The organism is Pseudomonas sp. JUb52 (assembly GCF_004341115.1).
GTDB classification, from domain to species: domain Bacteria; phylum Pseudomonadota; class Gammaproteobacteria; order Pseudomonadales; family Pseudomonadaceae; genus Chryseomonas; species Chryseomonas oryzihabitans.
In genome coordinates, this window is the sequence record NZ_SLYS01000004.1 from 288,458 (window position 1) to 311,553 (window position 23,096).

General features: G+C 66.3%; 24 protein-coding genes. 13 read left to right on the plus strand and 11 right to left on the minus strand.

Going from position 1 to position 23,096, the window contains the following annotated elements; all coding sequences use genetic code 11:
* Positions 1-6: 6 nt before the first annotated feature.
* From EC839_RS09245 to EC839_RS09275, 7 genes are all read right to left on the minus strand, one after another.
* Positions 7-492 carry a disulfide bond formation protein B gene (locus EC839_RS09245; protein WP_007161364.1) on the minus strand — a complete coding sequence of 162 codons (486 nt, stop codon included), beginning with the start codon at positions 490-492 and terminating at the stop codon, positions 7-9.
* 88 nt (positions 493-580) lie between these two features.
* Positions 581-1,789 (minus strand): heme biosynthesis HemY N-terminal domain-containing protein, encoded by a 1,209-nt coding sequence (locus EC839_RS09250; RefSeq protein WP_007161365.1) that lies wholly within the window; start codon positions 1,787-1,789, stop codon positions 581-583.
* Positions 1,786-2,952, minus strand: a complete 1,167-nt coding sequence (locus EC839_RS09255; RefSeq protein ID WP_042135286.1) for a uroporphyrinogen-III C-methyltransferase — start codon at positions 2,950-2,952, stop codon at positions 1,786-1,788. Before EC839_RS09255 ends, EC839_RS09250 begins: the two co-directional genes overlap by 4 nt.
* A 17-nt stretch (positions 2,953-2,969) precedes the next feature.
* On the minus strand, positions 2,970-3,728 hold the full coding sequence (locus EC839_RS09260; RefSeq protein WP_007161367.1) for a uroporphyrinogen-III synthase: 759 nt from the start codon (positions 3,726-3,728) through the stop codon (positions 2,970-2,972).
* Positions 3,725-4,663: a hydroxymethylbilane synthase gene (gene hemC / locus EC839_RS09265; protein WP_007161368.1), complete on the minus strand. Its 939-nt coding sequence runs from the start codon at positions 4,661-4,663 to the stop codon at positions 3,725-3,727. Before hemC ends, EC839_RS09260 begins: the two co-directional genes overlap by 4 nt.
* 93 nt (positions 4,664-4,756) lie before the next feature.
* Positions 4,757-5,503 (minus strand): LytTR family DNA-binding domain-containing protein, encoded by a 747-nt coding sequence (locus EC839_RS09270; protein WP_007161369.1) that lies wholly within the window; start codon positions 5,501-5,503, stop codon positions 4,757-4,759.
* 4 nt (positions 5,504-5,507) lie between these two features.
* Positions 5,508-6,584 carry a sensor histidine kinase gene (locus EC839_RS09275; protein ID WP_007161370.1) on the minus strand — a complete coding sequence of 359 codons (1,077 nt, stop codon included), beginning with the start codon at positions 6,582-6,584 and terminating at the stop codon, positions 5,508-5,510.
* A 128-nt stretch (positions 6,585-6,712) separates the two neighbouring features.
* On the opposite strand from EC839_RS09275, the gene argH reads away from it, so the two are divergent.
* Both argH and EC839_RS09285 read left to right on the plus strand, forming a co-directional pair.
* Complete coding sequence (gene argH / locus EC839_RS09280) at positions 6,713-8,107, plus strand: argininosuccinate lyase (RefSeq protein ID WP_007161371.1); 1,395 nt, start codon at positions 6,713-6,715, stop codon at positions 8,105-8,107.
* 294 nt (positions 8,108-8,401) lie between these two features.
* Positions 8,402-9,178: an endo alpha-1,4 polygalactosaminidase gene (locus tag EC839_RS09285; RefSeq protein ID WP_256681057.1), complete on the plus strand. Its 777-nt coding sequence runs from the start codon at positions 8,402-8,404 to the stop codon at positions 9,176-9,178.
* Between the two features lie 8 nt (positions 9,179-9,186).
* Here the strand turns inward: EC839_RS09285 and EC839_RS09290 are convergent, their stop codons facing one another.
* Together EC839_RS09290 and EC839_RS09295 are read right to left on the minus strand one after the other, a co-directional pair.
* Positions 9,187-10,062 (minus strand): NAD(P)-dependent oxidoreductase, encoded by an 876-nt coding sequence (locus EC839_RS09290; RefSeq protein ID WP_132832517.1) that lies wholly within the window; start codon positions 10,060-10,062, stop codon positions 9,187-9,189.
* Between the two features lie 36 nt (positions 10,063-10,098).
* Positions 10,099-11,085: a magnesium transporter CorA family protein gene (locus EC839_RS09295; RefSeq protein WP_007161374.1), complete on the minus strand. Its 987-nt coding sequence runs from the start codon at positions 11,083-11,085 to the stop codon at positions 10,099-10,101.
* Positions 11,086-11,140: 55 nt separating this feature from the next.
* On the opposite strand from EC839_RS09295, the gene EC839_RS09300 reads away from it, so the two are divergent.
* A complete protein-coding gene (locus EC839_RS09300; protein WP_007161375.1) occupies positions 11,141-11,419 on the plus strand; it encodes a hypothetical protein in 279 nt (92 codons plus the stop codon).
* Here the strand turns inward: EC839_RS09300 and rnk are convergent.
* Positions 11,416-11,799 carry a nucleoside diphosphate kinase regulator gene (rnk, locus tag EC839_RS09305; protein WP_007161376.1) on the minus strand — a complete coding sequence of 128 codons (384 nt, stop codon included), beginning with the start codon at positions 11,797-11,799 and terminating at the stop codon, positions 11,416-11,418. The two genes, EC839_RS09300 and rnk, sit on opposite strands and share 4 nt — an antisense overlap.
* Positions 11,800-11,991: 192 nt before the next feature.
* Entirely contained in the window at positions 11,992-12,321 is a 330-nt protein-coding gene (gene cyaY, locus EC839_RS09310) for an iron donor protein CyaY (RefSeq protein ID WP_007161377.1), read from the minus strand.
* A gap of 169 nt (positions 12,322-12,490) precedes the next feature.
* Here cyaY and EC839_RS09315 point away from each other — a divergent pair, with 169 nt between their 5' ends.
* The 10 genes from EC839_RS09315 to EC839_RS09360 all read left to right on the plus strand — a co-directional run bounded on the left by EC839_RS09315 (position 12,491) and on the right by EC839_RS09360 (position 23,074).
* Entirely contained in the window at positions 12,491-12,616 is a 126-nt protein-coding gene (locus EC839_RS09315; RefSeq protein WP_007161378.1) for a lipoprotein, read from the plus strand.
* A gap of 9 nt (positions 12,617-12,625) precedes the next feature.
* Complete coding sequence (gene lysA, locus EC839_RS09320) at positions 12,626-13,873, plus strand: diaminopimelate decarboxylase (protein ID WP_007161379.1); 1,248 nt, start codon at positions 12,626-12,628, stop codon at positions 13,871-13,873.
* A gap of 10 nt (positions 13,874-13,883) precedes the next feature.
* Positions 13,884-14,714: a diaminopimelate epimerase gene (gene dapF, locus EC839_RS09325; RefSeq protein ID WP_007161380.1), complete on the plus strand. Its 831-nt coding sequence runs from the start codon at positions 13,884-13,886 to the stop codon at positions 14,712-14,714.
* Positions 14,711-15,397 carry a DUF484 family protein gene (locus EC839_RS09330; protein WP_007161381.1) on the plus strand — a complete coding sequence of 229 codons (687 nt, stop codon included), beginning with the start codon at positions 14,711-14,713 and terminating at the stop codon, positions 15,395-15,397. The genes dapF and EC839_RS09330 overlap by 4 nt, the downstream gene beginning before the upstream one ends.
* A 15-nt stretch (positions 15,398-15,412) precedes the next feature.
* Complete coding sequence (gene xerC, locus EC839_RS09335) at positions 15,413-16,306, plus strand: tyrosine recombinase XerC (RefSeq protein ID WP_007161382.1); 894 nt, start codon at positions 15,413-15,415, stop codon at positions 16,304-16,306.
* Complete coding sequence (locus EC839_RS09340) at positions 16,303-16,995, plus strand: HAD family hydrolase (RefSeq protein WP_007161383.1); 693 nt, start codon at positions 16,303-16,305, stop codon at positions 16,993-16,995. The genes xerC and EC839_RS09340 overlap by 4 nt, the downstream gene beginning before the upstream one ends.
* A 990-nt stretch (positions 16,996-17,985) precedes the next feature.
* The gene (locus tag EC839_RS09345; RefSeq protein WP_132832518.1) at positions 17,986-19,365 is read left to right on the plus strand and encodes a pyridine nucleotide-disulfide oxidoreductase; all 1,380 of its coding nucleotides are present in this window, start codon (positions 17,986-17,988) and stop codon (positions 19,363-19,365) included.
* 44 nt (positions 19,366-19,409) lie between these two features.
* On the plus strand, positions 19,410-20,582 hold the full coding sequence (locus EC839_RS09350) for a DegT/DnrJ/EryC1/StrS aminotransferase family protein (RefSeq protein WP_007161385.1): 1,173 nt from the start codon (positions 19,410-19,412) through the stop codon (positions 20,580-20,582).
* 19 nt (positions 20,583-20,601) lie between these two features.
* Positions 20,602-22,137, plus strand: coding sequence for a lipopolysaccharide biosynthesis protein (locus EC839_RS09355; protein ID WP_007161386.1), 1,536 nt, complete (start codon positions 20,602-20,604; stop codon positions 22,135-22,137).
* Position 22,138: 1 nt separating this feature from the next.
* Positions 22,139-23,074 (plus strand): glycosyltransferase, encoded by a 936-nt coding sequence (locus EC839_RS09360; RefSeq protein ID WP_007161387.1) that lies wholly within the window; start codon positions 22,139-22,141, stop codon positions 23,072-23,074.
* Positions 23,075-23,096 lie beyond the last annotated feature (22 nt).

Here is a 23,096-nt window from a genome sequence, read left to right on the forward strand (position 1 = left end):
GAAAGCTCAGCGACGGCGGAAGATCTTGACCAGGCTCAGGGCCATGAGCAGTACGAAGGCCAGCAGGCTCCATTCCGGGATGCTCAGACCGAACAGCGTCCAGTTGACCTCGGCGCAATCGGCGGTGCCGTGCAGCACCAGGCGGATGATCTCCTGGAAGGGCAGCGCCTGCATCATGTAGTCGAGGCTCGGCAGGCAGGCCGCCAGTTCTTCGGCGGGGACCGTCTGCAGATAGACCTGGCGACCCGCGGTGGCGGCGCCGGCGGCGGCCAGCAGCAGCAGGACCACGCCATAGATGCGCCGTCCGCGCTTGGCGGGCGCCTGGATGCCGGCGATCAGCGCCACCGCCCCGACCAGGATGAAGAAGATCCGTTGCATGACGCACAGTGGGCACGGCTCGAGGCCGACCACGTGTTCGAGATAGAGACCGACGCCCATGAGCACCGCACAGGTGGCGGCCATGAACAGGAAGATGAAGCGGGGACTAGTCACGGACGCGCCGTCTCCAACAGGGAATTGGGACGTTACGGTAGTGAAAGCCCGGGCACCTTTCAAGGACCCGGGCAGACGAGCCGCGCCGTCAGACTCTGGGCGTCGGCAGTGAAGTGACGTCCGACTCGCGCCACTGGCTCTGCAGGAGCTGCTGGCTGCGATTCACATCGCCCAGCTGGATGGCCACCCGGGCCAGTTCGCCGGCGGTGACCGCGGACGGCCGCTGCGCCAGACTGCGCTCCAGATATTCGCGCGCCTTGCCCCACAGCTGGTTGTTCATGCACAACCGCCCCAGGGCCAGCAGTAGCACCGCATCCTGGGGGCGGTCCTTGAGCCAGCCTTCGGCGTGGTGCAGCGGACGGCTGGCGTCACGCGGACGCAACTGACCATAAAGCTCGACCAGGCGGTCGTCCCACTGGCGATTGAGGGTGATGTGCAACACCTCTTCGGCCAGGTCGTCGCGGCCGATGGCGCGCAGCTGACGGGCATAGGCCAGCACCACAGAAGCATCGCCCTTCAGTGCCGTGGGCACCTGCTGCCACTGGGCATCCACCGCCGATTCCGCGCCCTGGGCGGGCACCTCGTCGAGGGTCGCGATCCAGACCTTGCGCTCCAGATCATCCTGCTCCTGGGGTCGCAGCACCTGCTGCTTGCGCAGTTGTGGCAGCAGGGCGATCAGCGCCGGCCAGTCGCGCAGGGTCACCTGCAGGCGCTGCAGTTGCAGCAGCACCTCGCCATTCTTCGGATACTTGGCCTGCAACGGCGCCAGGCTGTCGCGGGCTTCCAGGTACTGACCCCGGTCGATCTGCAGCCGGGCCTGTTGCAGGCCGATGGCCAGGTCGGCCTGGGGCTCGCGCTCGCGGGCCTGGCGCAGCAGGCGGTCGCGTTCCTCGAGGTCGCCCAGTTCATTGGCTGCGCGGGCGGCGCCCAGCAGGACGAACAGCGGCTGATCGGCGTGCTCGGCAGCGCCTTTCAGGTGCTTGAGGGCACCGCTCCAGTTGCCTTCGGCCAGTTCCAGCTGCCCCTTGTGGCGCGCCTGCTCCAGGCGGCGCTGACGATTGTGCCGCGACCAGGGGTTGAGCACCTTGCCGGTCAGGCCCAGGGCGCCCAGCACCAGCTTGAGGATGTAGAGCGCCAGCCAGACCGCCACCAGCAGGGCCAGGAAGGCCCAGAGACTCGATTCGTAGCGGAAGTTGCTGTAGGACAGCAGCACGTAGCCCGGCTCCTTGGCCAGCACCACGGCAACGCCCAGGCCGACGAGCAGGGCGAACAGGAACAGCAGGTACAGGCGCTTCATGGGCGATTCTCCTGAGCCGCGCCGGCGGCGGCATTGTTCGGCTGGATTTGCTGACGCTGGGCGATGTAGGCCTGCAGCGCGGTCAGGGCCGGCGTCAGGTCAGGGGCCTCGAAGGTGACCGGCCGCTCGGCCAGCTCCTGCAGGCGCAGCTTGACCGCACGGCTGTCGGGATTCTGGTTGTTGAAGTGGGCGGCGAGGACGTCTTCGGCCTGCTCGATGGAGAGCCGATAGACCTCCTGATTGCCATTGAGCACGGCCCACTGCGCCTGCTCCAGCGCCAGGCTCATGGCCAGACGTACCTGGGCCAGGGACTCCTCGGCCAGCAGCGGACGGATTGGCTGGTCAGCGGAAAAGTCGATGCGGAAATAGCTGGAGATGCGCTGGCGGAAATCCTGCCACCACTGCTGCAGGGCATTGCTCGGTGGGACCGCGGCCTTCTCGACGCCGGGCTGGTCGGCCACCGTGGTGGAGAAGCGCGGCGGCAGGGGTTCCAGGCTCTGCACCTGATTGCGCAGCGAAGCCAGCTGGACGAATTGCCCGGTGCGATCCAGGTCGGGCAGCTGGCGCAAGGTCTGCTGAGCATTGGCCAGTTGCTGGCGGGCGGCGAAGGCGGCCGGGTCGTTCTGGGCCTTGAGGATGTCATCGACACCCTGCAGCAGATTCTGGGCGCTGGGCACGTCCTGCAGCGCGGTCATGCGCAGAGTAGCCATGCGCAGCAGGTGTTCGGCTTCGGTCAGGCGCCAGGCCTGGCGACTCTGGCCGACCACCTCCTTGAACTGTTCGGCGAGGTGCTGCTGGTCGCCCTGCAGCTCACCGAGCTGACGGCGCCGCTCTTCCAGCTCGTTGGCCGAGGGCAGGCGGCCCAGATCGGCACTCAACGCCTGGTTGCGCATTTCCAGCTGACGCAGCTGGCTGCGCAGATCTTCGGCCTGGGCGGCCTGGCTCTGCTCGGCCTGACGCACCTGTTGCAGCTGCCAGACGCTCCAGCCGCCGACACCCAGGCCACCGGCGGCCACCAGCAGGGCCAGCAGCGCCAGACCGGACGCCTTGCCCGAGCCCTTGCGGCGCACGCTTGCCGGTGGCGGTGCCGGCGGCGGCGAGGCGGGAGTCACGACAGGATCGGGAGAGACGTCGTCGGCGCGGGGGGCTTGAGTTTCGCTCACGGGAATTCCTTGTAGGGTCAATCCGGATGGTGATGGGCAAGCGCGGCGATCAAGGCGCCGGCGCTGGCGCCCTGGCACTCGATGATGAGCTCGCAGCCGCTGGCACGAGCCAGTTCGGCCACACGGGCGCTGGGTACCAGCAGGGGATAACGGCGCACCGCGGGCCAATCCGCACCCGCACAGGCCTGCAGATGCGTGAAACCCTGCCCACTGCTGACCATGATGGCATTCAGGCGTTCCGCTGCCAGGGTCTCTAGGACCTGCCCTGCGGGGTAGTCCGGGCACTGGCGGCGATAGAGTTCGAGCACCTCGACGTGGGCGCCGCGGGCGGTGAGGGTGTCGACCAGCAGGTCACGGCCGCCCTCTCCGCGCAGCAGCAGCACCTCGGGCTCCGGACGCTGCAGGGCTTCCTGCAAGGCCGGCAGGGCCAGCAGGCCTTCGCTGTCCTCACGCTGGGGATGGTGCACCTGCAATCCATAGTCTTCGAGTACGGCGGCAGTGGCCGCGCCCACGGCGAACCAAGCCTGCAGTGGCGGCTGCGGCCAGTACTGGTCGAGGGCGGCGAGGCCCAGGCGGGCCGCCGGCTTGCTCACCACCAGCACGGCGGCATAGCGATCGAGATCGAGCCAGAGCGAGCGCTGTTCAGGGGTTTCCGCCAGGGGCTGCAATTCCAGCAGCGGCAGGCTGGCCGTGGCGATGCCCACCCTGTCCAGGGCGGCGGCCAGGGGTGGATTCTCCTCCGCCGGCCGGGTCAGCAGCAGTCGCCAGGCGCTCATGATGCGCCGGAGGCCCCATAGACGGCATCAAGAATGCCCTGGGCGCCCTGGGCCAGCAGGTCTTCGGCCACGGTCACGCCCAGCCCGGCCGGGTCGTTCAGCGGGCCGCGGGCCTCGGCACGCAGCAGCAGCCCGCCATCGGGCTGGCCGACCAGGCCGCGCAACCAGAGCAGTTCACCTTCCTGCACCGCATAACAGGCGATGGGCACCTGGCAGCCGCCATTAAGACGGCGATTCAGGGCGCGCTCGGCGGCGACGCGGCGTTCGGTGTCGAAATGGTGCAGGGGTTCGAGCAGCGTATGGACCTCGGCATCGTCGGTCCGGCATTCGATGCCCACGGCGCCCTGGCCGCCTGCCGGCAGGCTGTCTTCGACGGTCAGGTATTCGCGGATGCGCTCGGCGAAGCCCAGGCGGATCAGCCCGGCCGCGGCCAGGATGATGGCGTCGTAGTCATCGGCATCGAGCTTGGCCAGGCGGGTATTGACATTGCCGCGCAGAAAGCGGATTTCGAGATCCGGGCGCAGGGCCAGCAACTGGGCCTGACGCCTCAGGCTGGAGGTACCCACCACACTGCCCTGGGGCAATTCGGCAAGCCCCTGGTAACGATTGGACACGAAGGCATCGCGTGGATCTTCCCGCTCGCAGATGGCGTACAGCCCAAGGCCTGCAGGGAATTCCATGGGCACGTCCTTCATGGAGTGCACGGCGATATCGGCGCTGCCGTCGAGCAAGGCGTTTTCCAGCTCCTTGACGAACAGACCCTTGCCGCCGATCTTGGCCAGGGGCGCGTCGAGCAGCTTGTCGCCGCGACTGGTCATGGGCAGCAGAGTCACCCGCAAACCCGGGTGGGCCGCTTCGAGGCGGGCTTTCACATAGTCGGCTTGCCAGAGTGCCAGGGCACTCTGGCGCGTGGCGATACGGATTTCGCGGAGCATGGACATTACCGGCACGTCAGATTGCCGGCCATGATAGCAGGTCGACCGGCGGCCCTCCCCCGCTGCGCGCCGGTCGCCAACCCACCAGCGACGTCAGATGCTGTGCATCAGGCGGCGCACACCGGCCACATGACGGCGGCTGACGGTCAGGGCATCGCCGTTCATGCCTTTGAGGAACAGCTGGAAGTGGCCCAGGGGCGTGCGCTGCAGGCGCTCGATCCGCTCGCGGGAGACCAGCGCATTGCGGTGGATGCGCACGAAGCGCTCACCGAATTCGTCTTCCAGCGCCTTGAGCGGTTCATCCAGCAGTACCTCGCCACCGGAGTGTCTCAGGGTCACGTACTTGTGGTCGGCGATGAAATAGACCACGTCGTCCAGGGGGATCAGCTCGATGCCCTTGCGGGTCCGGGCGCTGATATGGCTGCGCGGACCCGGGCCACCACTGGCCGGCGGCTTGGTCAGGGCGGCCAGCTGCATCCGGTTGGGTCGCTGGGCCTTGCTCAGGGCAGCGGCCAGGTCCTCCTGCCGCACCGGCTTGACCAGATAGCCCACGGCGCTGACCTGGAAGGCGTCGAGCGCGTATTCGTCGTGGGCGGTCACGAAGATCACCGCAGGCGGCGATTCGCGCTCGCAGAGACGCGCGGCCACCTGCAGACCGTCCAGACCCGGCATGCGGATGTCGAGCAGGACGATATCGGGCTTGAGGTTTTCAACCAAAGCGAGGGCTTCCTCACCGTTGGTGGCTGTTGGCTCCAGGGCGGTGTAACCGTCCAGTTGCCCCACCAGACGGGCCAGACGCTCGCGCGCCAAGGGTTCGTCATCGACGATCAGGACATTCATAAGCTCAGGCTTCCCGCATGAGTCGCTCGCATGGATAGCGAAGAGACGTTGTATGCCGCTGGTCGCGGCGTTCGATTTTGAGACTCGCAGCTGGTCCGAAAAGTGCCGTCAATCGCGCCTCGATATTGCTTAAAGCTTGACGGGTGCCCTTGGGTGGGCGTGGCTGCTGCTCCACCTCGGGGTCATAGGGGTTGCTGATGACCAGCTCGAACACCCCCTCCCGGTAGGTGGCGAAGATGGTGACCAGGCCCCCTTCGATGCGCGGCGCCACACCATAGATCAGGGCGTTTTCCAACAGCGGCTGCAGCGTCAGCTGGGGAATCGGCAGATCCGCCGGCACCCCGTCCACGTCCCATTGCAATTGCAGGCGATCGCCCAGGCGCAGGCGCTCGATCTCCAGATAGCGCCGCGAGAGCTCCAGCTCCTCGACCCAGCGCACCTTGGTGCCGGGCTGGGCCAGGCTGGCGCGGAACAGCGCCGACAGGTCCAGCACCGCGCGCTCGGCCTTGTCGGCGTCCAGGGCGACCAGGCTGGCGATGCTGTTCAGGCTGTTGAACAGGAAATGCGGGCGGATGCGCGCCTGCAGCGACTCGATGCGCGCCTGCAATTCGGCCTGCTGCTGACGGCGCCACTGGCTCTGCAGCCAGAAGTAGCGCAGCAGCAGCATGGACATGATCAGGGCGATCAGCGCGTGCCTCATGTACAGCCGCACCTCGCCGACCCGCTGCAGCGGTCCGGCCAGCTGCAGCCAGTCGGCCACCAGGGTGCAGAGCAGGGTCAGGGCCACCACGATGGCGCAGCAGAAACCACCCGCCACCACCGGTCTATGGCGTGCCAGCCAAGGCCGCAAGCGACAGAGCAGCGCCGCCGACAGCAGCACGATCCACTGCACGAACAGCGACACCAGCGCCAGGCGGATCCAGTTGAACTGCAGGGTGAAGGGTTCTGCCAGCACCAGGACCAGCACCAGCAGCTCGGCCAGCACCACCAGCACGAGCAGGGCCTCCGGTTCGCAGAGCGCCGGGACGAAGAAGTCGTCGACCTTGACCGGTCGGGGGGTTTTGCGGCGTTCGAGTATCATGGAGGCAGTGTGGGTCAGATACCACTCGTCGGCAAGTCGGCTCCGTTGAATCGGGCCGGCACCCGCTCAGGACTGCTATCATCGGCCCCCTCCTTTCCTTACCGACAAGCCCAGCAGCAGGCCGATCCATGAGCAGCGAAAAAACCAACCAGTCCTGGGGCGGACGCTTCAGCGAACCCGTCGACGCCTTCGTCGCCCGCTTCACCGCCTCGGTGGACTTCGACAAGCGTCTCTACCGCCACGACATCCTCGGCAGCCAGGCCCATGCCCGCATGCTGACCCAGGCCGGAGTGCTCAGCGAAGCCGAGCGCGATGCCATCGTCGCCGGGCTGGACGAGATCCGCGGCGAGATCGAGGCCGGTACCTTCGAGTGGCGCGTTGACCTGGAAGACGTGCACATGAACATCGAGGCGCGCCTGACCGAGCGCCTGGGCGTGGTCGGCAAGAAGCTGCACACCGGTCGCAGCCGCAATGACCAGGTGGCCACCGACATCCGCCTCTGGCTGCGCGACGAGATCGACGCCATCCTCGTCGAGCTCGACCGCCTGCAGGCGGGCCTGCTGCAACTGGCCGAGACCGAAGCCGACACCATCATGCCCGGCTTCACTCACCTGCAGACCGCGCAACCGGTGACCTTCGGCCACCACCTGCTGGCCTGGTTCGAGATGCTCTCTCGCGACCACGAGCGCCTGGTCGACTGCCGCAAGCGCGTCAATCGCATGCCCCTGGGCAGCGCGGCGCTGGCCGGCACCACCTACCCCATCCAACGCCAGGTCACCTGCGAGCTCTTGGGCTTCGAGTCCATCGGCGGCAACTCCCTGGATGGCGTCTCGGATCGCGACTTCGCCATCGAATTCTGCGCCGCGGCCTCCCTGGCGATGATGCACCTGTCACGCTTCTCCGAAGAGCTGGTGCTCTGGACCAGCGCCCAGTTCCAGTTCATCGACCTGCCCGATCGCTTCTGCACCGGCTCCTCGATCATGCCGCAGAAGAAGAACCCCGACGTGCCCGAGCTGGTACGCGGCAAGACCGGCCGGGTGTTCGGCGCCCTCACCGGCCTGCTGACCCTGATGAAAGGCCAGCCTCTGGCCTACAACAAGGACAACCAGGAAGACAAGGAACCGCTGTTCGACGCCGCCGACACCCTGCGCGACTCCCTGCGCGCCTTCGCCGACATGGTCCCGGCCATCAAGCCCAAGCGCGAGATCATGCGCGAGGCGGCCCGCCGCGGCTTCTCCACCGCCACCGACCTCGCCGACTACCTGGTGCGCAAGGGCCTGCCCTTCCGTGACTGCCACGAGATCGTCGGCCATGCGGTGAAGTACGGCGTGGACAGCGGCAAGGACCTGGCCGAGATGAGCCTGAACGAACTGCGGCGCTTCAGCGACCAGATCGAGCAGGACGTCTTCGCCGTCCTGACCCTGGAAGGCTCGGTCAACGCCCGCGACCACATCGGCGGCACCGCCCCGGCCCAGGTCCGCGCCGCCGTGCAGCGCGGCCGCGCGCTGCTGGCCCAGCGCTAACGCCCGCCGCTGCGCTTCTCGCCTACCCCTCCGCGGGCGGGCGAGAACGCCGCCGGCCGAAGACTTCGCCCCTGCCGCTCATCGGCCGCGCCAAAGGGCACAAGGGTTCCATCCACCGCCCCGCAGGCGCCTGGTCCGACGGCAAGGGCTCTAGGCCAGGGGTCTCCGCGCAGGAGGCCTGAAAGCCGGTCGGACGGGCGCCGACCAGCCGTTGATAGGTACGACGACTGGTGCTCAGGAAGGAGACCCGGCAGCCGATACTGGAGGCTTGACCAGCCGTTCGAGTCAAGTCTCATGCGCCTTTCAGCCTGTTCCCTCCTGCTTTGCGGAATGTTCGCCGCGGCTTCCAGCCAGGCCGCCCTGCCGCTGCCGCCGCCGCTGCCGCTGCCACAGACGCTCACCTGGCATGTCCAGCTGAACGGCGTGCTGCAAAAGCCCAATCGCACCCTCTACGACATTGATCTCTATGACACCAGCAAGGCAGTTATCGCCAACCTGAAGGGCAATGGGAAGACGGTGATCTGCTATTTCAGCGCCGGCACCTGGGAAGACTGGCGGCCCGATGCCGCCCTCTATCCCAAGGCCGCCCTGGGCAAGGCGCTGGACGCCTGGCCGGGCGAGCGTTGGCTGGACATCCGTCGCGCCGACGTCCGCGTGCTGCTGGCCAAGCGGCTGGACCTGGCCGTGCAGAAGGGCTGCCAGGGGGTGGACCCGGACAACGTCGATGGCTTCAGCAACCCCAACGGCCTCAAGCTGACCCGGGCCCAGCAGCTGGATTTCCTCAACTGGCTGGCCGACGAGGCGCACAAGCGCAGTCTGCTGGTGGGCCTGAAGAATGCCGTGGACCTGGTGCCGAGCCTGTACACCAAGTTCGACTTCGCCCTCAACGAGAGCTGCTACGACTACGCCGAGTGCAACGCCTACAGCTACTTTCGCACCCAGAAGAAGCCGGTGATGATCATCGACTACGGCCTCTACAGCACCAAGCGCTGCAGCCAGGCCAAGACCTCGGGCTACAACCTGCAATTCTACCCGCTGTCGCTGGCGGCGCTGGGCACCGCCTGCAAGTAGGGCGGCGCTCAGTCGAGGCCGGCCTTCTTGTGCGACCGCCGCCCCAGCGCGATCCAGTCCAGATCGCCTTCGCCCTGGGCGACGGCCTCCAGCAGGTTGTCCCTCAGGACGCTGGCGAAGGGTAGCGGCACCGCCTTCTCCTGGCCGGCCGCCAGGGCCAGGCCGACGTCCTTGAGTCCCAGGCTGAGCTTGAAGGCCGCCGGCGAGAACTTTCGCTCGGTCAGCAGGCGCCCGTAATTCTGGTACACCGGCGCGGCGAACAGGGTGCTGGTGAGGATATCCAGCAGCGCCGCCGGCTCCACGCCATAGCTGCGCGCCAGGGCGGTGCTCTCGCCCATGGTCTCGATGGCGCTGGCGATCATGAAGTTGCCGGCGATCTTGACCACATTGGCCTGCCGCGGCTCCGCGCCCACCGGCCAGGTCTTGCGTCCCAGCACATCGAGCAGTGGCTGGACCCGCGCGATCGCCTCGGGATCCCCTGCCACCACGATGTTGAGCTGGCCACTGGCGGCCACGTCGGTGCGCCCGAACACCGGCGCCGCCACGTAGCCCACGCCGGCCTCGGCATGGCGCGCGGCCAGTTCGTCGACCAGGGCCACCGACAGGGTGGCCATGCTGACGTGGACCAGCCCGGCCTGCGCCCGCTGCAGGGCGCCGCTGTCGAGGATCACTTCGCGGGTGGCCGCGTCATTGGCCAGGATGCTGAAGACTACCTCGAACGCGAAGGCCTCCGCGGGCGACGCCGCCGCGCGGGCACCCTGGGCGACCAGGCCCTGCACCGGCTCCGGGGAGCGATTCCAGACCACCACCTCATGACCGGCCTTGAGCAGATTGGCGGCCATGCCCTGGCCCATGCCGCCCAGGCCGATGAATCCGATACGCATAGCTTTGCCTCCTTGAGGTGCGATGGATGCCGCCGACTACAACCAGCGGCGAAACTTGAACCAGGCATAGGGAATCAGCGCCGAGACCACCATGGCGCCCAGCGCCAGCGGATAGCCGAAATGCCAGTCCAGCTCCGGCATGACCTTGAAGTTCATGCCGTAGATGGTGCCCACCAGGGTCGGCGGCAGGAACAGCACCGAGGCGATGGTGAACACCTTGACGATGTTGTTCTGCTCCACGCTGATCAGGCCCAGGGTGGCGTCGAGCAGGAAGCCGATCTCGCCGTTCATCTTGGCCTGGTAGTCGCTCAGCGAGCGGACGTCGCGTTCCAGCGTCTTGAACCAGGTCTTGGCCGTGCCGGAGATCCAGGTCGCCCCGGCCCGGCGCAGGTAGGAGACGATGCGATTGATGCCCAGCAGGCTCTCGCTGAGCTGCGCCAGCAGCTGGTTGCTGCGGCCGAGCTGCTTGACGATGGATTGCAGGTCGGTCTTGGGCTGCTGCTTTTCCTGTTGCGGATCCAGGGGTTCGCGAAACACCGCCTTGGCCAGGCGATTGAGGTGCGCCTGCACCGATTCGAGGATGTCGGCCACGCGGTCCACCAGGCTGTCCAGCAGCGAGGCGAAGATGACGTCGCTGCGACAGTGCTGTCGTGCCTGCTGCTGGGCCTTGCCGAGAAAGGCCTTGAAGGCGGCCAGCTCGGCGTAGCGCACCGTCACCAGCCAGTCGGGGGTCAGTACGAAATTGACGACCGAGGCCTGCGGCTGATGCTCACTGAAGCCGCTGACCACCGTGGTGGTCAGGTGCAGGGCCTGGTCGGTCTGATAGAGTCGCGAGGATTCCTCGATCTCGGCGATTTCTTCCCGGGTGGGGATGTCCATCGCCAACGCCTGTTCGAGATAACGTTCCTCTGCCTCGCTGGGGTCGAGCAGATCGACCCAGAGCAGATCCGCGGGCAGCGGGTCTCCCGGCGACAGAGGCTGGGCGACCAGCTCGTCGGCGGATAGGCGATAGCAGGTGATCATCGAGAAGACTCCAGGCCGGCATCAGGGGTCGCACTGTAACAAAAGGTATCCAGACATGATTGACCACGCCGATGACGAAGAATCCTTTGTCTCCTCCCATCTAATCGAAGCGGTGGAGAATCAGCTCGCCGCCGGCGAGCCGAGCTATGTGCAGGCGGTACTCAACAAGCTGACCCTGGTCGGCTATGACCGCGAGGAAGCGGTGCTGCTGATGGCCCAGGCGCTGTCCTGCGAGATCGCCGCCATGCTCGACGCCGATAGGCCCTTCGACGGCGCCCACTACGAGCGCCTGCTGCGGGCCCTGCCGGACCTGCCCGACGTCGCGGACGACTAGGCCTCGGCCGGCTCCAACGCCAGCAGCTCCACCTGCTGCTCCTTGCCGCCGGGCACCGGCCAGCTCAAGTGCTCGCCGGGCGTGGCCCCGAGCAGCGCGCTGCCGGCCGGCGCCAGCACCGAGACCCGCCCCTCGCCACCGGCGTCCTCCGGATAGACCAGTACCACCTGGTACTCCTTGCCGGTATCGGTCTCGCGGCAGCGTACGCGCGAATTCATGGTGACCACCGCGCCGATCTCCTCGGGCGCCACTACCCGGGCCTGGGCCAGTTCCTCGTCCAAGGCCTCGGCCACGGGGCCGAATTCGGGCAGGGCGTCGAGCAGGCGTTCGAGACGGGGCAGGTCGACGGCGGAAACGGTAATGGGCGATGCGTGGCGCATGGCGGACTCCTGGAGGACGAGGCGGTGCGATCCCCGCCGCGCGAGGCGGCCGGACCACCGGGGATGACGGGCGGCAGGCGCCCAGCGGGAAGCCGCCTGAGGCGGCAAAAGAAAACGGCGCTCGAAAGGCGCCGTCAGGTCACGCTAGCACAGGGGTCTCGGCAGCGGTCAAGCCGCACCGACCGCAGGTCGTTACAGCCCCGGCAGGGCCACGCTCTCGCCGGTCTGCTCCAGGGTCACCCGTACCAGCAGCGCGCCAAGGGTTTCGGACGAGGTGTCGCAGATCCAGTTCTGGCCATCCCAGTCGAAGTGATACCCACCCGAGCGCGCCGCCACCCAGAGCTGCACCAGCGGGGGCTGGCGGCTGAGAATGATCTGGCTGCCGTTGTCGAACTTGATCGTCAGCACGCCACCGGCATTTTCCAGATCGAGGTCCAGACCGCTGTCGTCATAGGCGTCCTCGACCTGACGCTGGGTCTGGTCGACGAGGTGATGGAATTGCGCTTCGCTGAGCCGGCTCATGACGATCCTCGAAAGAAGGGAAAGAATCGCCGCACGGTAGCGGGCCGCCCAGATGACGTCCAGTCGCGACGGCGGCCGGCAGTTGCGCTTCAGCCATCCGGGCGTGTCAAAGAGTCGTTCAACCCCGTTATACTCCGGGCAATATTCGCCTGAATAAAGGTTTAGCGTCATGAAGCGCCTGTCTCTTCTCTTCATCGCCTGCGCCTGCCTGCTGGCCGGCTGCGGTCAGAAAGGCCCGCTGTACCTGCCCGACGACCAGAAAGCCGCCAAAGAACACCGCCACGACGTGTTCTAAGGAGCCACCATGGAAGTCTTCGCTGTCCGTGCAGGTGAACTGCATGCGGAAGGGGTAGCCCTGAGCGCCGTGGCGCAGGAATTTGGCACCCCCGCCTACGTCTACTCGCGAGCGCACATCGAGGGCCAGTACCGCGCCTATACCGATGCGCTGGCCGGTCTGCCGCACCTGGTTTGCTTTGCCGTCAAGGCCAACTCCAACCTCGGCGTGCTCAATGTCCTGGCCCGCCTCGGCGCCGGCTTCGACATCGTTTCCCGCGGCGAACTGGAGCGCGTCCTGGCCGCCGGTGGCGATCCGCACCGGGTGGTGTTCTCCGGGGTCGGCAAGACCCGCGACGACATGCGCCGCGCCCTGGAAGTGGGCGTGCACTGCTTCAATGTCGAATCCACCGATGAGCTGGAACGGCTGCAACAGGTGGCCGCGGAGCTGGGTGTGGTCGCGCCGATCTCGCTGCGGGTCAATCCCGACGTCGACGCCGGGACCCACCCCTACATCTCCACCGGCCTCAAGGAAAACAAGTTCGGCATCGACATCGCCGACGCCGAGGCGGTCTACGCCCGCGCCGCCGAACTGCCCAACCTGGAAATCCTCGGGGTGGACTGCCACATCGGCTCCCAGCTCACCACCCTGCCGCCCTTCCTCGACGCTCTCGACCGCCTGCTGGCGCTGATCGACCGCCTCGCCGAGCGCGGTATCGTCCTGCGCCATCTGGACCTCGGTGGCGGCCTGGGCGTGCGCTATCGCGACGAGCAGCCGCCGCTGGCCGGCGACTATATCCAGGCCATCCGCGAGCGCATCGCCGGCCGCAACCTGACCCTGGTGTTCGAACCCGGCCGCTTCATCGTGGCCAACGCCGGCGTCCTGCTGACCCGCGTGGAATACCTCAAGCACACCGCCCACAAGGACTTCGCCATCGTCGATGCGGCGATGAACGACCTGATCCGTCCGGCGCTGTACCAGGCCTGGATGGCGGCGGAGCCGGTGACCGCGCGCCAGGGCGACGCCCGCCGCTACGACCTGGTCGGCCCCATCTGCGAGACCGGCGACTTCCTCGCCAAGGACCGCGAGCTGGTCCTGGCCGAAGGCGATCTGCTGGCCATCCGCTCCGCCGGGGCCTATGGCTTCACCATGAGTTCCAACTACAACACCCGTGGCCGTGCCGCCGAGGTGATGGTGGATGGCGACCAGGCGCACCTGGTCCGTCGGCGCGAGACGCTGGAAGAACTCTTCGCGGGCGAGAGCCGGCTGCCGGCCTGAGGGGAGTTCCATGCAACTGCGCTTCACCAAGATGCACGGTCTGGGCAACGACTTCATGGTCCTCGACCTGATCAGCCAGCACGCGCACATCCAGCCCAAGCACGTCCGTCTGTGGGGTGACCGCAAGACCGGCATCGGCTTCGATCAGCTGCTGATCGTCGAGACCCCCAGCACCCCGGACGTGGACTTTCGCTATCGCATCTTCAACGCCGATGGCTCCGAGGTCGAACAGTGCGGCAACGGTGCCCGCTGCTTCGCCCGCTTCGTCTTCGACAAGCGCCTGACGGTCAAGAAGCAGATCCGCGTCGAGACCAAGGGCGGCATCATCGAGCTGCTGCTCAAGGGCGACGGCCAGGTCCGCGTGGACATGGGCGCACCGCGCCTGCAGGCGGCCGAGATCCCCTTCATCGCCGAGACGGAGACCCTGAGTCATGCCGTCCAGGTCGAGGGCGAGACGGTCGAACTGGCGGTGGTGTCCATGGGCAATCCCCACGGCGTGCTGCGGGTCGCCGACGTCGACCAGGCGCCGGTGCTGACGCTCGGGCCCAAGCTGGAATGCCATCCGCGCTTTCCGCAAAAGGCCAATATCGGTTTCCTGCAGGTCATCGACGCCCAGCGCGCCCGCCTGCGGGTCTGGGAACGTGGTGTCGGCGAAACCCGCGCCTGCGGCACCGGTGCCTGCGCCGCCGCGGTAGCCGGTATCCGCCAGGGCTGGCTGAAATCGCCGGTGAGCATCGAATTGCCGGGTGGCCTGCTCAACATCGAGTGGGACGGCGTCGGTCAATCGGTGCTCATGACCGGTCCGGCCACCCGTGTCTACGAAGGCCAGGTAAGAGTATGAGCGACACCCCCGAACTGACCGCGGACCAGGTCGCCGACTGGCTGCTGGACCATCCGCACTTCTTCGCCGATCGCGAAGAGCTGCTGGCGGAGATGCGCGTGCCCCATCAGCGGGGTACCGCCATCTCCCTGGTCGAGCGGCAACTCGGTCTCTTGCGCGATCGCAACGGCGAGATGCGCCATCGCCTGACCCACCTGATGGACGTGGCGCGGGACAACGACCGACTGTTCGACAAGACCCGCCGGCTGATCATCGGCCTGCTAGACGCCAACAGCCTCGAAGAGGTGATAGGCACCGTCGAAGACAGCCTGCGCCATGAATTCAAGGTGCCCTACGTCGGCCTCATCCTGTTCCACGAGCATCCCCTGCCGGTCGGCCGCAGCGTCACCCCCGCCGAGGCGCAAAAGGTGATCGGTGGCCTGCTGGGCGGCGAGAAGACCACCAGCGGCGTCCTGCGCGCCCACGAACTGGCCTTCCTGTTCGGTGACTCGGCCAAGGAAGAGGTCGGCTCCGCCGCCGTCGCCGCCCTCTCCCACCAGGGCCTGCATGGCGTCCTGGCGATCGGCAGCCCCGATCCCCAGCACTATCGCAGCAGCCTGGGCACCCTGTTCCTCAGCCATGTGGCGGAAGTCCTGGCGCGGGTCCTGCCGCGCTTTCCCGTCCCCTTGCGTACGGTGCGCTGAGCCCGGGAGCGGAGCATGCAGGTCCAGCTCGATGCCTATCTCGATCATCTGCGCCTGGAACGCCAGGTTTCGCCCCACACCCTCGACGGCTACCGGCGCGACCTGCGCAAGCTGCTGAGCTTCGCCGAAGCCGAAGGCCTGGGCGACTGGGGCGGCCTGGACAGTCGTCGCCTGCGCGCCCTGATCGCCCAGCTGCACCGGGCCGGCGCCTCCAGTCGCAGCCTGGCGCGGCTGCTGTCGGCCTGTCGCGGCTTCTATCTCTACCTGATCCGCGAAGGCCACTGCAGCCAGGACCCGGCCCATGGCCTCTCGCCGCCCAAGGCGCAGAAGGCCCTGCCCAAGGTGCTCGATGTCGACCGCTCCATGCAGCTGCTCGACGGCGCCGTGGAGGACGACTTCCTCGCCCTGCGCGACCAGGCCCTGCTGGAGCTGTTCTACAGCTCCGGGCTGCGGCTGTCCGAGCTGGTGGGGCTGGACCTGGCGGATGTGGACCTGGCCCAGGGCCTGGTCCAGGTGCGCGGCAAGGGCAACAAGGAGCGGGTGCTGCCCATCGGCAGCAAGGCCCGCGACGCCCTGGAGACCTGGCTCAAGGTCCGGCTCCAGGCCGCACCGCGTGACGACGCCCTGTTCATCGGCCAGCGCGGTCTGCGCCTGACGCCCCGCGCGGTACAGCTGCGGGTGCGCGAGGCCGGCGTGCGCGAGCTGGGCCAGCATCTGCATCCGCACATGCTCAGGCACAGCTTCGCCAGCCACATGCTCAGTGCCTCCGGCGATCTGCGCGCGGTCCAGGAGCTGCTCGGCCACGCCGACATCGCCACCACCCAGATCTACACCCACCTGGACTTCGGCCAGCTCGCCGAGGTCTATGACAAGGCGCACCCCCGCGCCAAGCGCAAGGCCAGCCGATGACGATTCGCCTCGTGACCTTCGACCTCGACGACACCCTCTGGGAAATCGCCCCGGTCATCCACTCCGCCGAAGCCCTGCTGCGTGACTGGTTCGCCGCCTCCGCGCCGCGGCTGGGCAGCGTGCCGGTCGAGCACCTCTGGGCGATTCGCGATCGCCTGCTGCAAGAGGACGCCGGTCTCAGGCACCGGGTCAGCGAACTGCGCCGCCGGGTCATCCATCAGGCGCTGCTCGATGCCGGCTATGGCGAACCCGAGGCCGCGCAGCTGGCCGAAGCGGGCTTCGCGGTCTATCTGGCCGCCCGCCAGCAGGTCACCCTGTTCGACGACGTCCATCCCACCCTGGAGCAACTGGCCGATCGCTACACCCTGGGGGTGCTGACCAATGGCAATGCGGACGTCCAGACCATCGGCCTGGCCGACTATTTCCGCTTCGCCCTGAATGCCGAGCAGCTGGGCGTCGGCAAACCCGATCCCACGCCCTTTCGCGAAGCGCTGCGCCTCACCGGCATTCCCGCCGAAGCCACCGTGCACGTGGGCGACAACCCCGTGGATGACGTCCAGGGCGCCCAGCGCGCCGGCATTCGCGCCGTCTGGTTCAATCCCCTGCAGCATCCCTGGCAGGGGCCTGGCCAACCGGATGCGGAGGTCCGCAGCTTGAGCGAGCTTCCCGCCGTACTGGCAGGCTGGTAAGCCAGCGGAAAACATTAGCAATACTAAATAGCGAAAAGCTGATTTATTTCCGTTCGCCAGCCGTCTACTAGACCCCTGGGTTCTGTTAACCAATCGCCAAAATATTCGTCACATTTGTTGCCTTGCCTGGCAGAGGCTTTGCGACTCCCTTCACCAAAAGCTTCGGCCTCGGCCGTTTTTTTGCCAAGCACACCTCATTTGGCCGCCGATTCACCCGGATCAACGGCATTAATAGCCGTCTCGCTGGCCGGATTTGCCGTTCGGACCTCGCGTTGACAGTCCAAACCCTTTTGACAATCATTGCCCCAGGTTCGAAGTAGCGCTGGGATTGCGCGCTGAACCTGCTGCCGTACAGGTCAGGGAAGACAGCATTACCTCCCCCTCCTCTGCGTCTCGCCGATGGCTTCTCAAGTTCCTGTCTTCTGCGTTGTCGGGTCTTGATATCGGTAAACAACCCTCTGTTCATCCCGTCCAGGTGCAAACCCGTGCGGTAGCCATGTCCCGACCGGACCGGTTACCACCCAAGAAACGGCAAACCTGTGCGGTAGCCATGCCCAGGCACTGGACAGCGGGGGACGATCACCGTGCCAGCGAGCACCTGCAGGACTACATGGATGTCACCTGAACTGGACTTAACTCTTTTCGCTCATGCCACTTCAGTCTTGCCTGCAACAGGCGGGCGAGTGGCTGCCCAGCCAAACGAACTTCAGCACCCTTAGGGCGGCACGCAGTGTGGCCGGAATCAGCGGGTAAAGATCGAAAAGTCTTCGGCAGATGGCCGTGAGCAAGTTGCTGTACACCCGGCGCCGATACTTTCGAATTAATTACCGGCAATGGCTGGCACCGGTACTGACCGACGTTCATCAGACGGTCATTCAATCAATAAAGATTAAAACGATCTCTTGAATTTCTTGCTGACTGCCGGGCACTGCGAAAGCCAGTTTCTACCACGTTAATTGCGCCCTGATTGCGCACAGAGAGGATGCCCCGATGGCAAGGAATGATCTATCGGAATCGACATTAGGATGTCTAATTGGCGGCGCCGGTCCGGCGGGCCTGGGATTCCTGTTCAATGCCATCAAGCGTGGCGCCCTGGAGCAACTGGCCCAGGCCGGCACCATCATCGTCGATGCCGGGACCGAACTCGGCGCCGGCAAGCTGGGTGACTATCAGATCATCGCCAACTCGGTCAGCGACGTCTTTCTGGACTGCCTGCGCGATCCCCTGCTGGCGCCCATCCTGGCCCCGCTGCAGGCCTCGCCGACCTTTCGCCACCTCAAGCTGAATGCCCAGGAAGCGCCGGCGCTGCCCATCGTCGGTCAGCTCTTCCAGCAGGCCGCCGGCCTGGTCCTGCCCTGGCTCGAACGCCAGTACGGCATCCCCACCTGGCGCCAGATCCGCATCACCGAAGTGACCTGCGAAGGCTCGAGCTATGTCGTCTGGCTGGAGCAGGCCGGTGCCATCCGCCGCGTGCGCACCTCCAGCCTGGTCCTCAACCTGGGTGGCCAGCAGACCCGCCACAGCTTCGAGGAAAGCATCCAGGCCATGGGCCTGCAGCTGCCCCAGAGCGCCTCGATCGACAGCTCCGACAATCTGCTGCGCCTGCAACCCGAGGCCCTGCGCCAGCGCTATCGGGCGCGCCTCAAGGATGGCGGTCCGATCTGCGTGGTCGGCGGCTCCCACAGTGCCTTTTCCGCCCTGGACAACCTGGCCAGCGCCCTGCACCACGATGGTCTGCGCGAGCTGACCCTGGTCCATCGCTCGCCGATCCGGCTGTTCTACGAGACCGCCGCCGAAGCCCTGGCCGCCGGCTACGACTTCGACCCGATCCAGGACATCTGCCCCATTTCCAAGCGGGTCAACCGTTCCGGCGGACTGCGCTACCGCGCCCACGAGATCGGTCGCCAGGTCCTTGCCGGTCAGGGCATCGGCGGCACCCCGGTCAAGGTCAGGACGCTGCAGCTGGATGGCAGCGCCGACCAGCTCGCCAGCGCCCAGACGCTGTTCGACAGCGCCGCCCTGCTGGTCCAGGGCATGGGTTACCAACCCATAGTGCCCGAGCTGCGCTGCCAGGACGGCCGGCCGCTGACCCTGCGCACCCTGCGCGGCGGCCTGGACTCCGACGCCGCCGGCAGTCCGCTGGACCAGCACGGCCAGCGCCTCAAGGGCCTGCACCTGTTCGGCCTGGGCTCGGGATTGGCGGTGGATCCCCGCCTGGGAAGCGAAGCGTCCTTTTCCGGACGCATCTACGGGGTCTGGCAGTTCCACAACGATGCCAGTCGCGAGGCCCTGGAGTCGGTTCTGGAGCGCCTGGACAAGCCCGGCGCCTCCTTCCGGCAACCGGCCAGCCCGGTCGCCGAGCACGCTTGACCGAACCGACACGTATCAAGGACTCGATAAGCAGGTACCGGATCATGATCAATGTGACCAAGCCCTACCTTGGCGATAAGGAACGCTTCAAGGCGTATATCGACAAGATCTACGCCAACAACTGGATCACCAACCAGGGCCCTCTGCACGCGCAACTCGAAGAGCGCCTGCGCGACTATCTGGGCGTCAGAAACATCATCCTGGTCAACAACGGTACCCTGGCCCTGCAGGTCGCCTATCGCGCCCTGGGCCTGACCGGCAGTGCCATCACCACGCCGTTCAGCTTTGTCGCCACCACCAGCACCTTGCACTGGGAAGGGATCCGGCCGGTGTTCGCCGACATCCACCCGGAAACCTGGAACCTGGATCCGGCCAACGTCGAAGCCGCCATCGAGCCTGACACCTCGGCCATCGTCGCCACCCACGTGTTCGGCAATCCCTGCGACGTCCGCGGCCTGCAGCAGGTAGCCCAGCGCCACGGCCTGAAGGTCGTCTACGACGGCGCCCATGCCTTCGGCACCCTGTTCGAAGGCCGCTCGGTACTGCAGTGGGGCGACATCACCACCGTCAGCTTCCACGCCACCAAGCTGTTCCACACCATCGAAGGTGGCGCGATCATCACCGAAGACGACGAACTCGCCGAGCGCGTCCGCCGCATGATCAACTTCGGCATCGTCGATGCCGAGCGCATCGAGGGCGTCGGCATCAACGCCAAGCTCAACGAGGTCTCCGCGGCCATGGGGCTGTGCATCCTCGACGAGCTGGAAGACATCCTGGCCCGCCGCGCCGTCATCGGTCAGCACTATGAAAGACGCCTGCAGGGCGCCTTCGACCTGCAGCGCCCCACCTACGGGACCCAGCTGAACTACAGCTACTTCCCGGTGGCTCTGCGCGACGAGCCGAGTCTGCTGGATACCAAGAAGGCGCTGAACGCCGTCGGCATCAATCCGCGCCGCTACTTCTATCCGTCGCTGGAAACCCTGGATTACCTGCAGCCCCAGGCGATCAAGCCGGTCTCGCGCAAGCTTAGTCACCGCATCCTCTGCGTGCCGCTCTATCCGGACCTGCCGCAGGCGACCCAGGACCTGCTGATCGACACCCTGCTCCTGGCGCAGCAGAAAAAGACCAGCATGGAATCCCTGCGGGCACTCATCACCCCGGCACAGCTGCTGCCGAGCTGGGATTTTCCCGGCGACTCCTCTCCTGTTCTAACCTGACCCTGGCCCGCTATCTCCCATGACCAGTCCCGCGAAAGTGTCGGTGTTGCGCAACACCCTGATCAACTATGCCGGCCAAGCCTATGCGCTGCTGATCGGCATCTTGATCCAGCCGATGTATCTCGGTCATCTGGGTGCCGAAACCTATGGTCTGATCGGCTTCTTCGCCGTGCTGCAGACCTGGCTGCAACTCCTCGACGTCGGCATTTCCGCCTCGCTGGTCCGCGACGTCGCCCACGGCCGCGGTCAGACCGGCGCGGGGCGTACCCGCGGCCAGCTGCTGCGTTCGCTGGAATTCATCTTCATCCCCCTGGCGACCCTGGCCTTCGTCGCCATCGAGCTGAATGCGGAGTGGATGGCGGGGCACTGGCTCAACGTCCAGGGCCTGCCCACGGAAACCGTGGCCCACTGCATCGGCCTGATGGGGCTGATGATCGCCTTCCGCCTGCTGTCGACGCTGTACAAGAGCGGCGTCCAGGGGGTAGAGCTGCACGGCTGGCTGAACATGGTCAACGTGCTGATCGCCACGGTGCGCTACTTCGGCGGCCTGGTCCTGGTGATGTGGATTTCCCAGGAGCCGCTGGACTTCTTCGTGTTCCAGGCCTTCGTCGCCGTGTTCGAGATGCTGGTCTATGCGCTCAAGGCCTATCGCCTGCTGCCCAACCCCACCTGGTGGAGCGGCTTCGACTGGCAGCGGGTCAAGCCCATCGTGCCCTTCGCCCTGAGCATGTCCTTTACCTCGATCCTGTGGATCGCCCTGACCCAGCTCGACAAGCTGGTGCTGTCCAAGGCGCTGCCCCTGGCCGAGTACGGTTACTTCAGCCTGGTGGCGCTGATCTCCACCGGCATCGTGACCCTGACCAATCCGCTGGTGCAGGCGCTGTTGCCACGCATGACGGTGCTGGTGTCCCAGGACAAGCCGCTCGAACTGGAACGGCTCTATCGCAACGCGGCGCGCTTCGCCTTCGCCATCCTGCTGCCGCTGGCGGCCATGGTGGCCTTCCATGGCGAGGCGCTGGTCTTTGCCTGGACCGGCGACAAGGTCTCCGCCCACTGGAGCGAGCCGATCCTGTTCTGGTACGCCCTGGGCTCGGCGCTGCTCGCCCTCAGCCAGTTCCAGTTCTACCTGCAGTACGCCTACGGCAAGTTGCGCCTGCACGTCTGGTACAGCCTGGTATCGGCGGCCATCTCGGTGCCCATCGTGATCCTGGTGGTCCTGCACTACGGCGCCTATGGCGCGGCGCTGGCCTGGTTCTTCATGCGCCTGATCCCCTTCGTGATCTGGCCGATGATCGTCCACGGCCGCTTCGCGCCGAATCTGCAGCGCTACTGGAACCAGGATCTGCTGGTGGCCGTGGTGGTGACCGCCATCGGCGTGGGCCTGAGCAAGCTGCTGTACCAAGAGATTCAACCGCAGGAGCGGTTCTCCATCCTGGCCACCCTCGCCCTGGGCGGTGGCCTGACCCTGGTGCTGATGGCGCTGAGCTACGTGCTCTGTTCTCCGAAACAGACCCGCTCGCGCCTGTTTTCCCAACTCTACAAAGCAGGTATCTGACATGGACGCTCGGACCGAAGCAGAGATCATGAAGCACTGGCCGACGAATTGCAGTCGGCCGGTCGCCAGCATCGTCTGCCTGACCTTCAACCATCGTGATTACATCGGCCAAGCCATCGACGGCTTCCTGCGTCAGCAGACCGATTTCCCCTTCGAGATCATCGTCAACGACGACGCCTCGACCGATGGCACCCGGGAAATCCTCCAGGACTACGAGCGCCGCTACCCCCGGCTGATCCGCCTGATCCTGCAAAAGGAAAACCAGTACAGCCAGGGCAAGCCCTATGGCATGCCGGTGTTCCAGCACGCCCGCGGCGACTACATCGCCTACTGCGAAGGCGACGACTACTGGAACGATCCGCGCAAGCTGCAGCTGCAGGTGGACTTCCTGGAGAACAACCGGGACTACGCCCTGACCTTCCACGCCTCCTATGCCTTCAACAGCACGGGGATCGTCAATCCGCAGCGGTTCAATGGCCAGGATCACTACGATCGCAGCGAAACCGACCTGAAGAAGGCCCTGCCGCTGTCGACCCTGACCGCCTGCTTCCGCAACGTCCTGCGCGAACTGCCGCCGGAGCTGGAAACCGCCGCGCTCATGGACATCGTCTGGTGGTCGCTGCTGGGTGCCCACGGCAAGGGCAAGTTCATGGACGAGATCCGCCCCGCCGCCTACCGCGTGCACGAGGGCGGGATCTTTTCCATGCGCGCCAGCCAGAAGCGCCTGCAGATGGATCTCCACACCCAGTACTGCCTGGCCAACTACTACTACCGGCTGGGCGAGCGCGACCTGCATGTGTTCTTCCTGCGCCAGGTCCTGAGTCTTTCGCTGTCCTCGATTCCGCCGACCCAGAAGGTCAAGGCGCTCCTGCGCGCGGTAAGCAACATCACCCTCAACATCGGCCGACGCTTCGCTCCCAAGCGCGTCACCTACTGAACTTACACAGAGCAGTTTTCCG

Bases quoted from the DNA above. Each gene is read 5' to 3' on its own strand.
- xerC (WP_007161382.1), top strand. From the start codon at position 15,413: ATGCAGGTCCAGCTCGATGCCTATCTCGATCATCTGCGCCTGGAACGC.
- EC839_RS09275 (WP_007161370.1), bottom strand. From the start codon at position 6,584: ATGATACTCGAACGCCGCAAAACCCCCCGACCGGTCAAGGTCGACGAC.
- EC839_RS09295 (WP_007161374.1), bottom strand. From the start codon at position 11,085: ATGATCACCTGCTATCGCCTATCCGCCGACGAGCTGGTCGCCCAGCCT.
- EC839_RS09350 (WP_007161385.1), top strand. From the start codon at position 19,410: ATGATCAATGTGACCAAGCCCTACCTTGGCGATAAGGAACGCTTCAAG.
- EC839_RS09290 (WP_132832517.1), bottom strand. From the start codon at position 10,062: ATGCGTATCGGATTCATCGGCCTGGGCGGCATGGGCCAGGGCATGGCC.
- EC839_RS09285 (WP_256681057.1), top strand. From the start codon at position 8,402: ATGCGCCTTTCAGCCTGTTCCCTCCTGCTTTGCGGAATGTTCGCCGCG.
- EC839_RS09340 (WP_007161383.1), top strand. From the start codon at position 16,303: ATGACGATTCGCCTCGTGACCTTCGACCTCGACGACACCCTCTGGGAA.
- hemC (WP_007161368.1), bottom strand. From the start codon at position 4,663: ATGCTCCGCGAAATCCGTATCGCCACGCGCCAGAGTGCCCTGGCACTC.
- EC839_RS09355 (WP_007161386.1), top strand. From the start codon at position 20,602: ATGACCAGTCCCGCGAAAGTGTCGGTGTTGCGCAACACCCTGATCAAC.
- EC839_RS09345 (WP_132832518.1), top strand. From the start codon at position 17,986: ATGGCAAGGAATGATCTATCGGAATCGACATTAGGATGTCTAATTGGC.
- EC839_RS09270 (WP_007161369.1), bottom strand. From the start codon at position 5,503: ATGAATGTCCTGATCGTCGATGACGAACCCTTGGCGCGCGAGCGTCTG.
- EC839_RS09250 (WP_007161365.1), bottom strand. From the start codon at position 1,789: ATGAAGCGCCTGTACCTGCTGTTCCTGTTCGCCCTGCTCGTCGGCCTG.
- EC839_RS09360 (WP_007161387.1), top strand. From the start codon at position 22,139: ATGGACGCTCGGACCGAAGCAGAGATCATGAAGCACTGGCCGACGAAT.
- EC839_RS09330 (WP_007161381.1), top strand. From the start codon at position 14,711: ATGAGCGACACCCCCGAACTGACCGCGGACCAGGTCGCCGACTGGCTG.
- cyaY (WP_007161377.1), bottom strand. From the start codon at position 12,321: ATGAGCCGGCTCAGCGAAGCGCAATTCCATCACCTCGTCGACCAGACC.
- rnk (WP_007161376.1), bottom strand. From the start codon at position 11,799: ATGCGCCACGCATCGCCCATTACCGTTTCCGCCGTCGACCTGCCCCGT.
- dapF (WP_007161380.1), top strand. From the start codon at position 13,884: ATGCAACTGCGCTTCACCAAGATGCACGGTCTGGGCAACGACTTCATG.
- EC839_RS09260 (WP_007161367.1), bottom strand. From the start codon at position 3,728: ATGAGCGCCTGGCGACTGCTGCTGACCCGGCCGGCGGAGGAGAATCCA.
- argH (WP_007161371.1), top strand. From the start codon at position 6,713: ATGAGCAGCGAAAAAACCAACCAGTCCTGGGGCGGACGCTTCAGCGAA.
- EC839_RS09315 (WP_007161378.1), top strand. From the start codon at position 12,491: ATGAAGCGCCTGTCTCTTCTCTTCATCGCCTGCGCCTGCCTGCTGGCC.
- EC839_RS09300 (WP_007161375.1), top strand. From the start codon at position 11,141: ATGATTGACCACGCCGATGACGAAGAATCCTTTGTCTCCTCCCATCTA.
- lysA (WP_007161379.1), top strand. From the start codon at position 12,626: ATGGAAGTCTTCGCTGTCCGTGCAGGTGAACTGCATGCGGAAGGGGTA.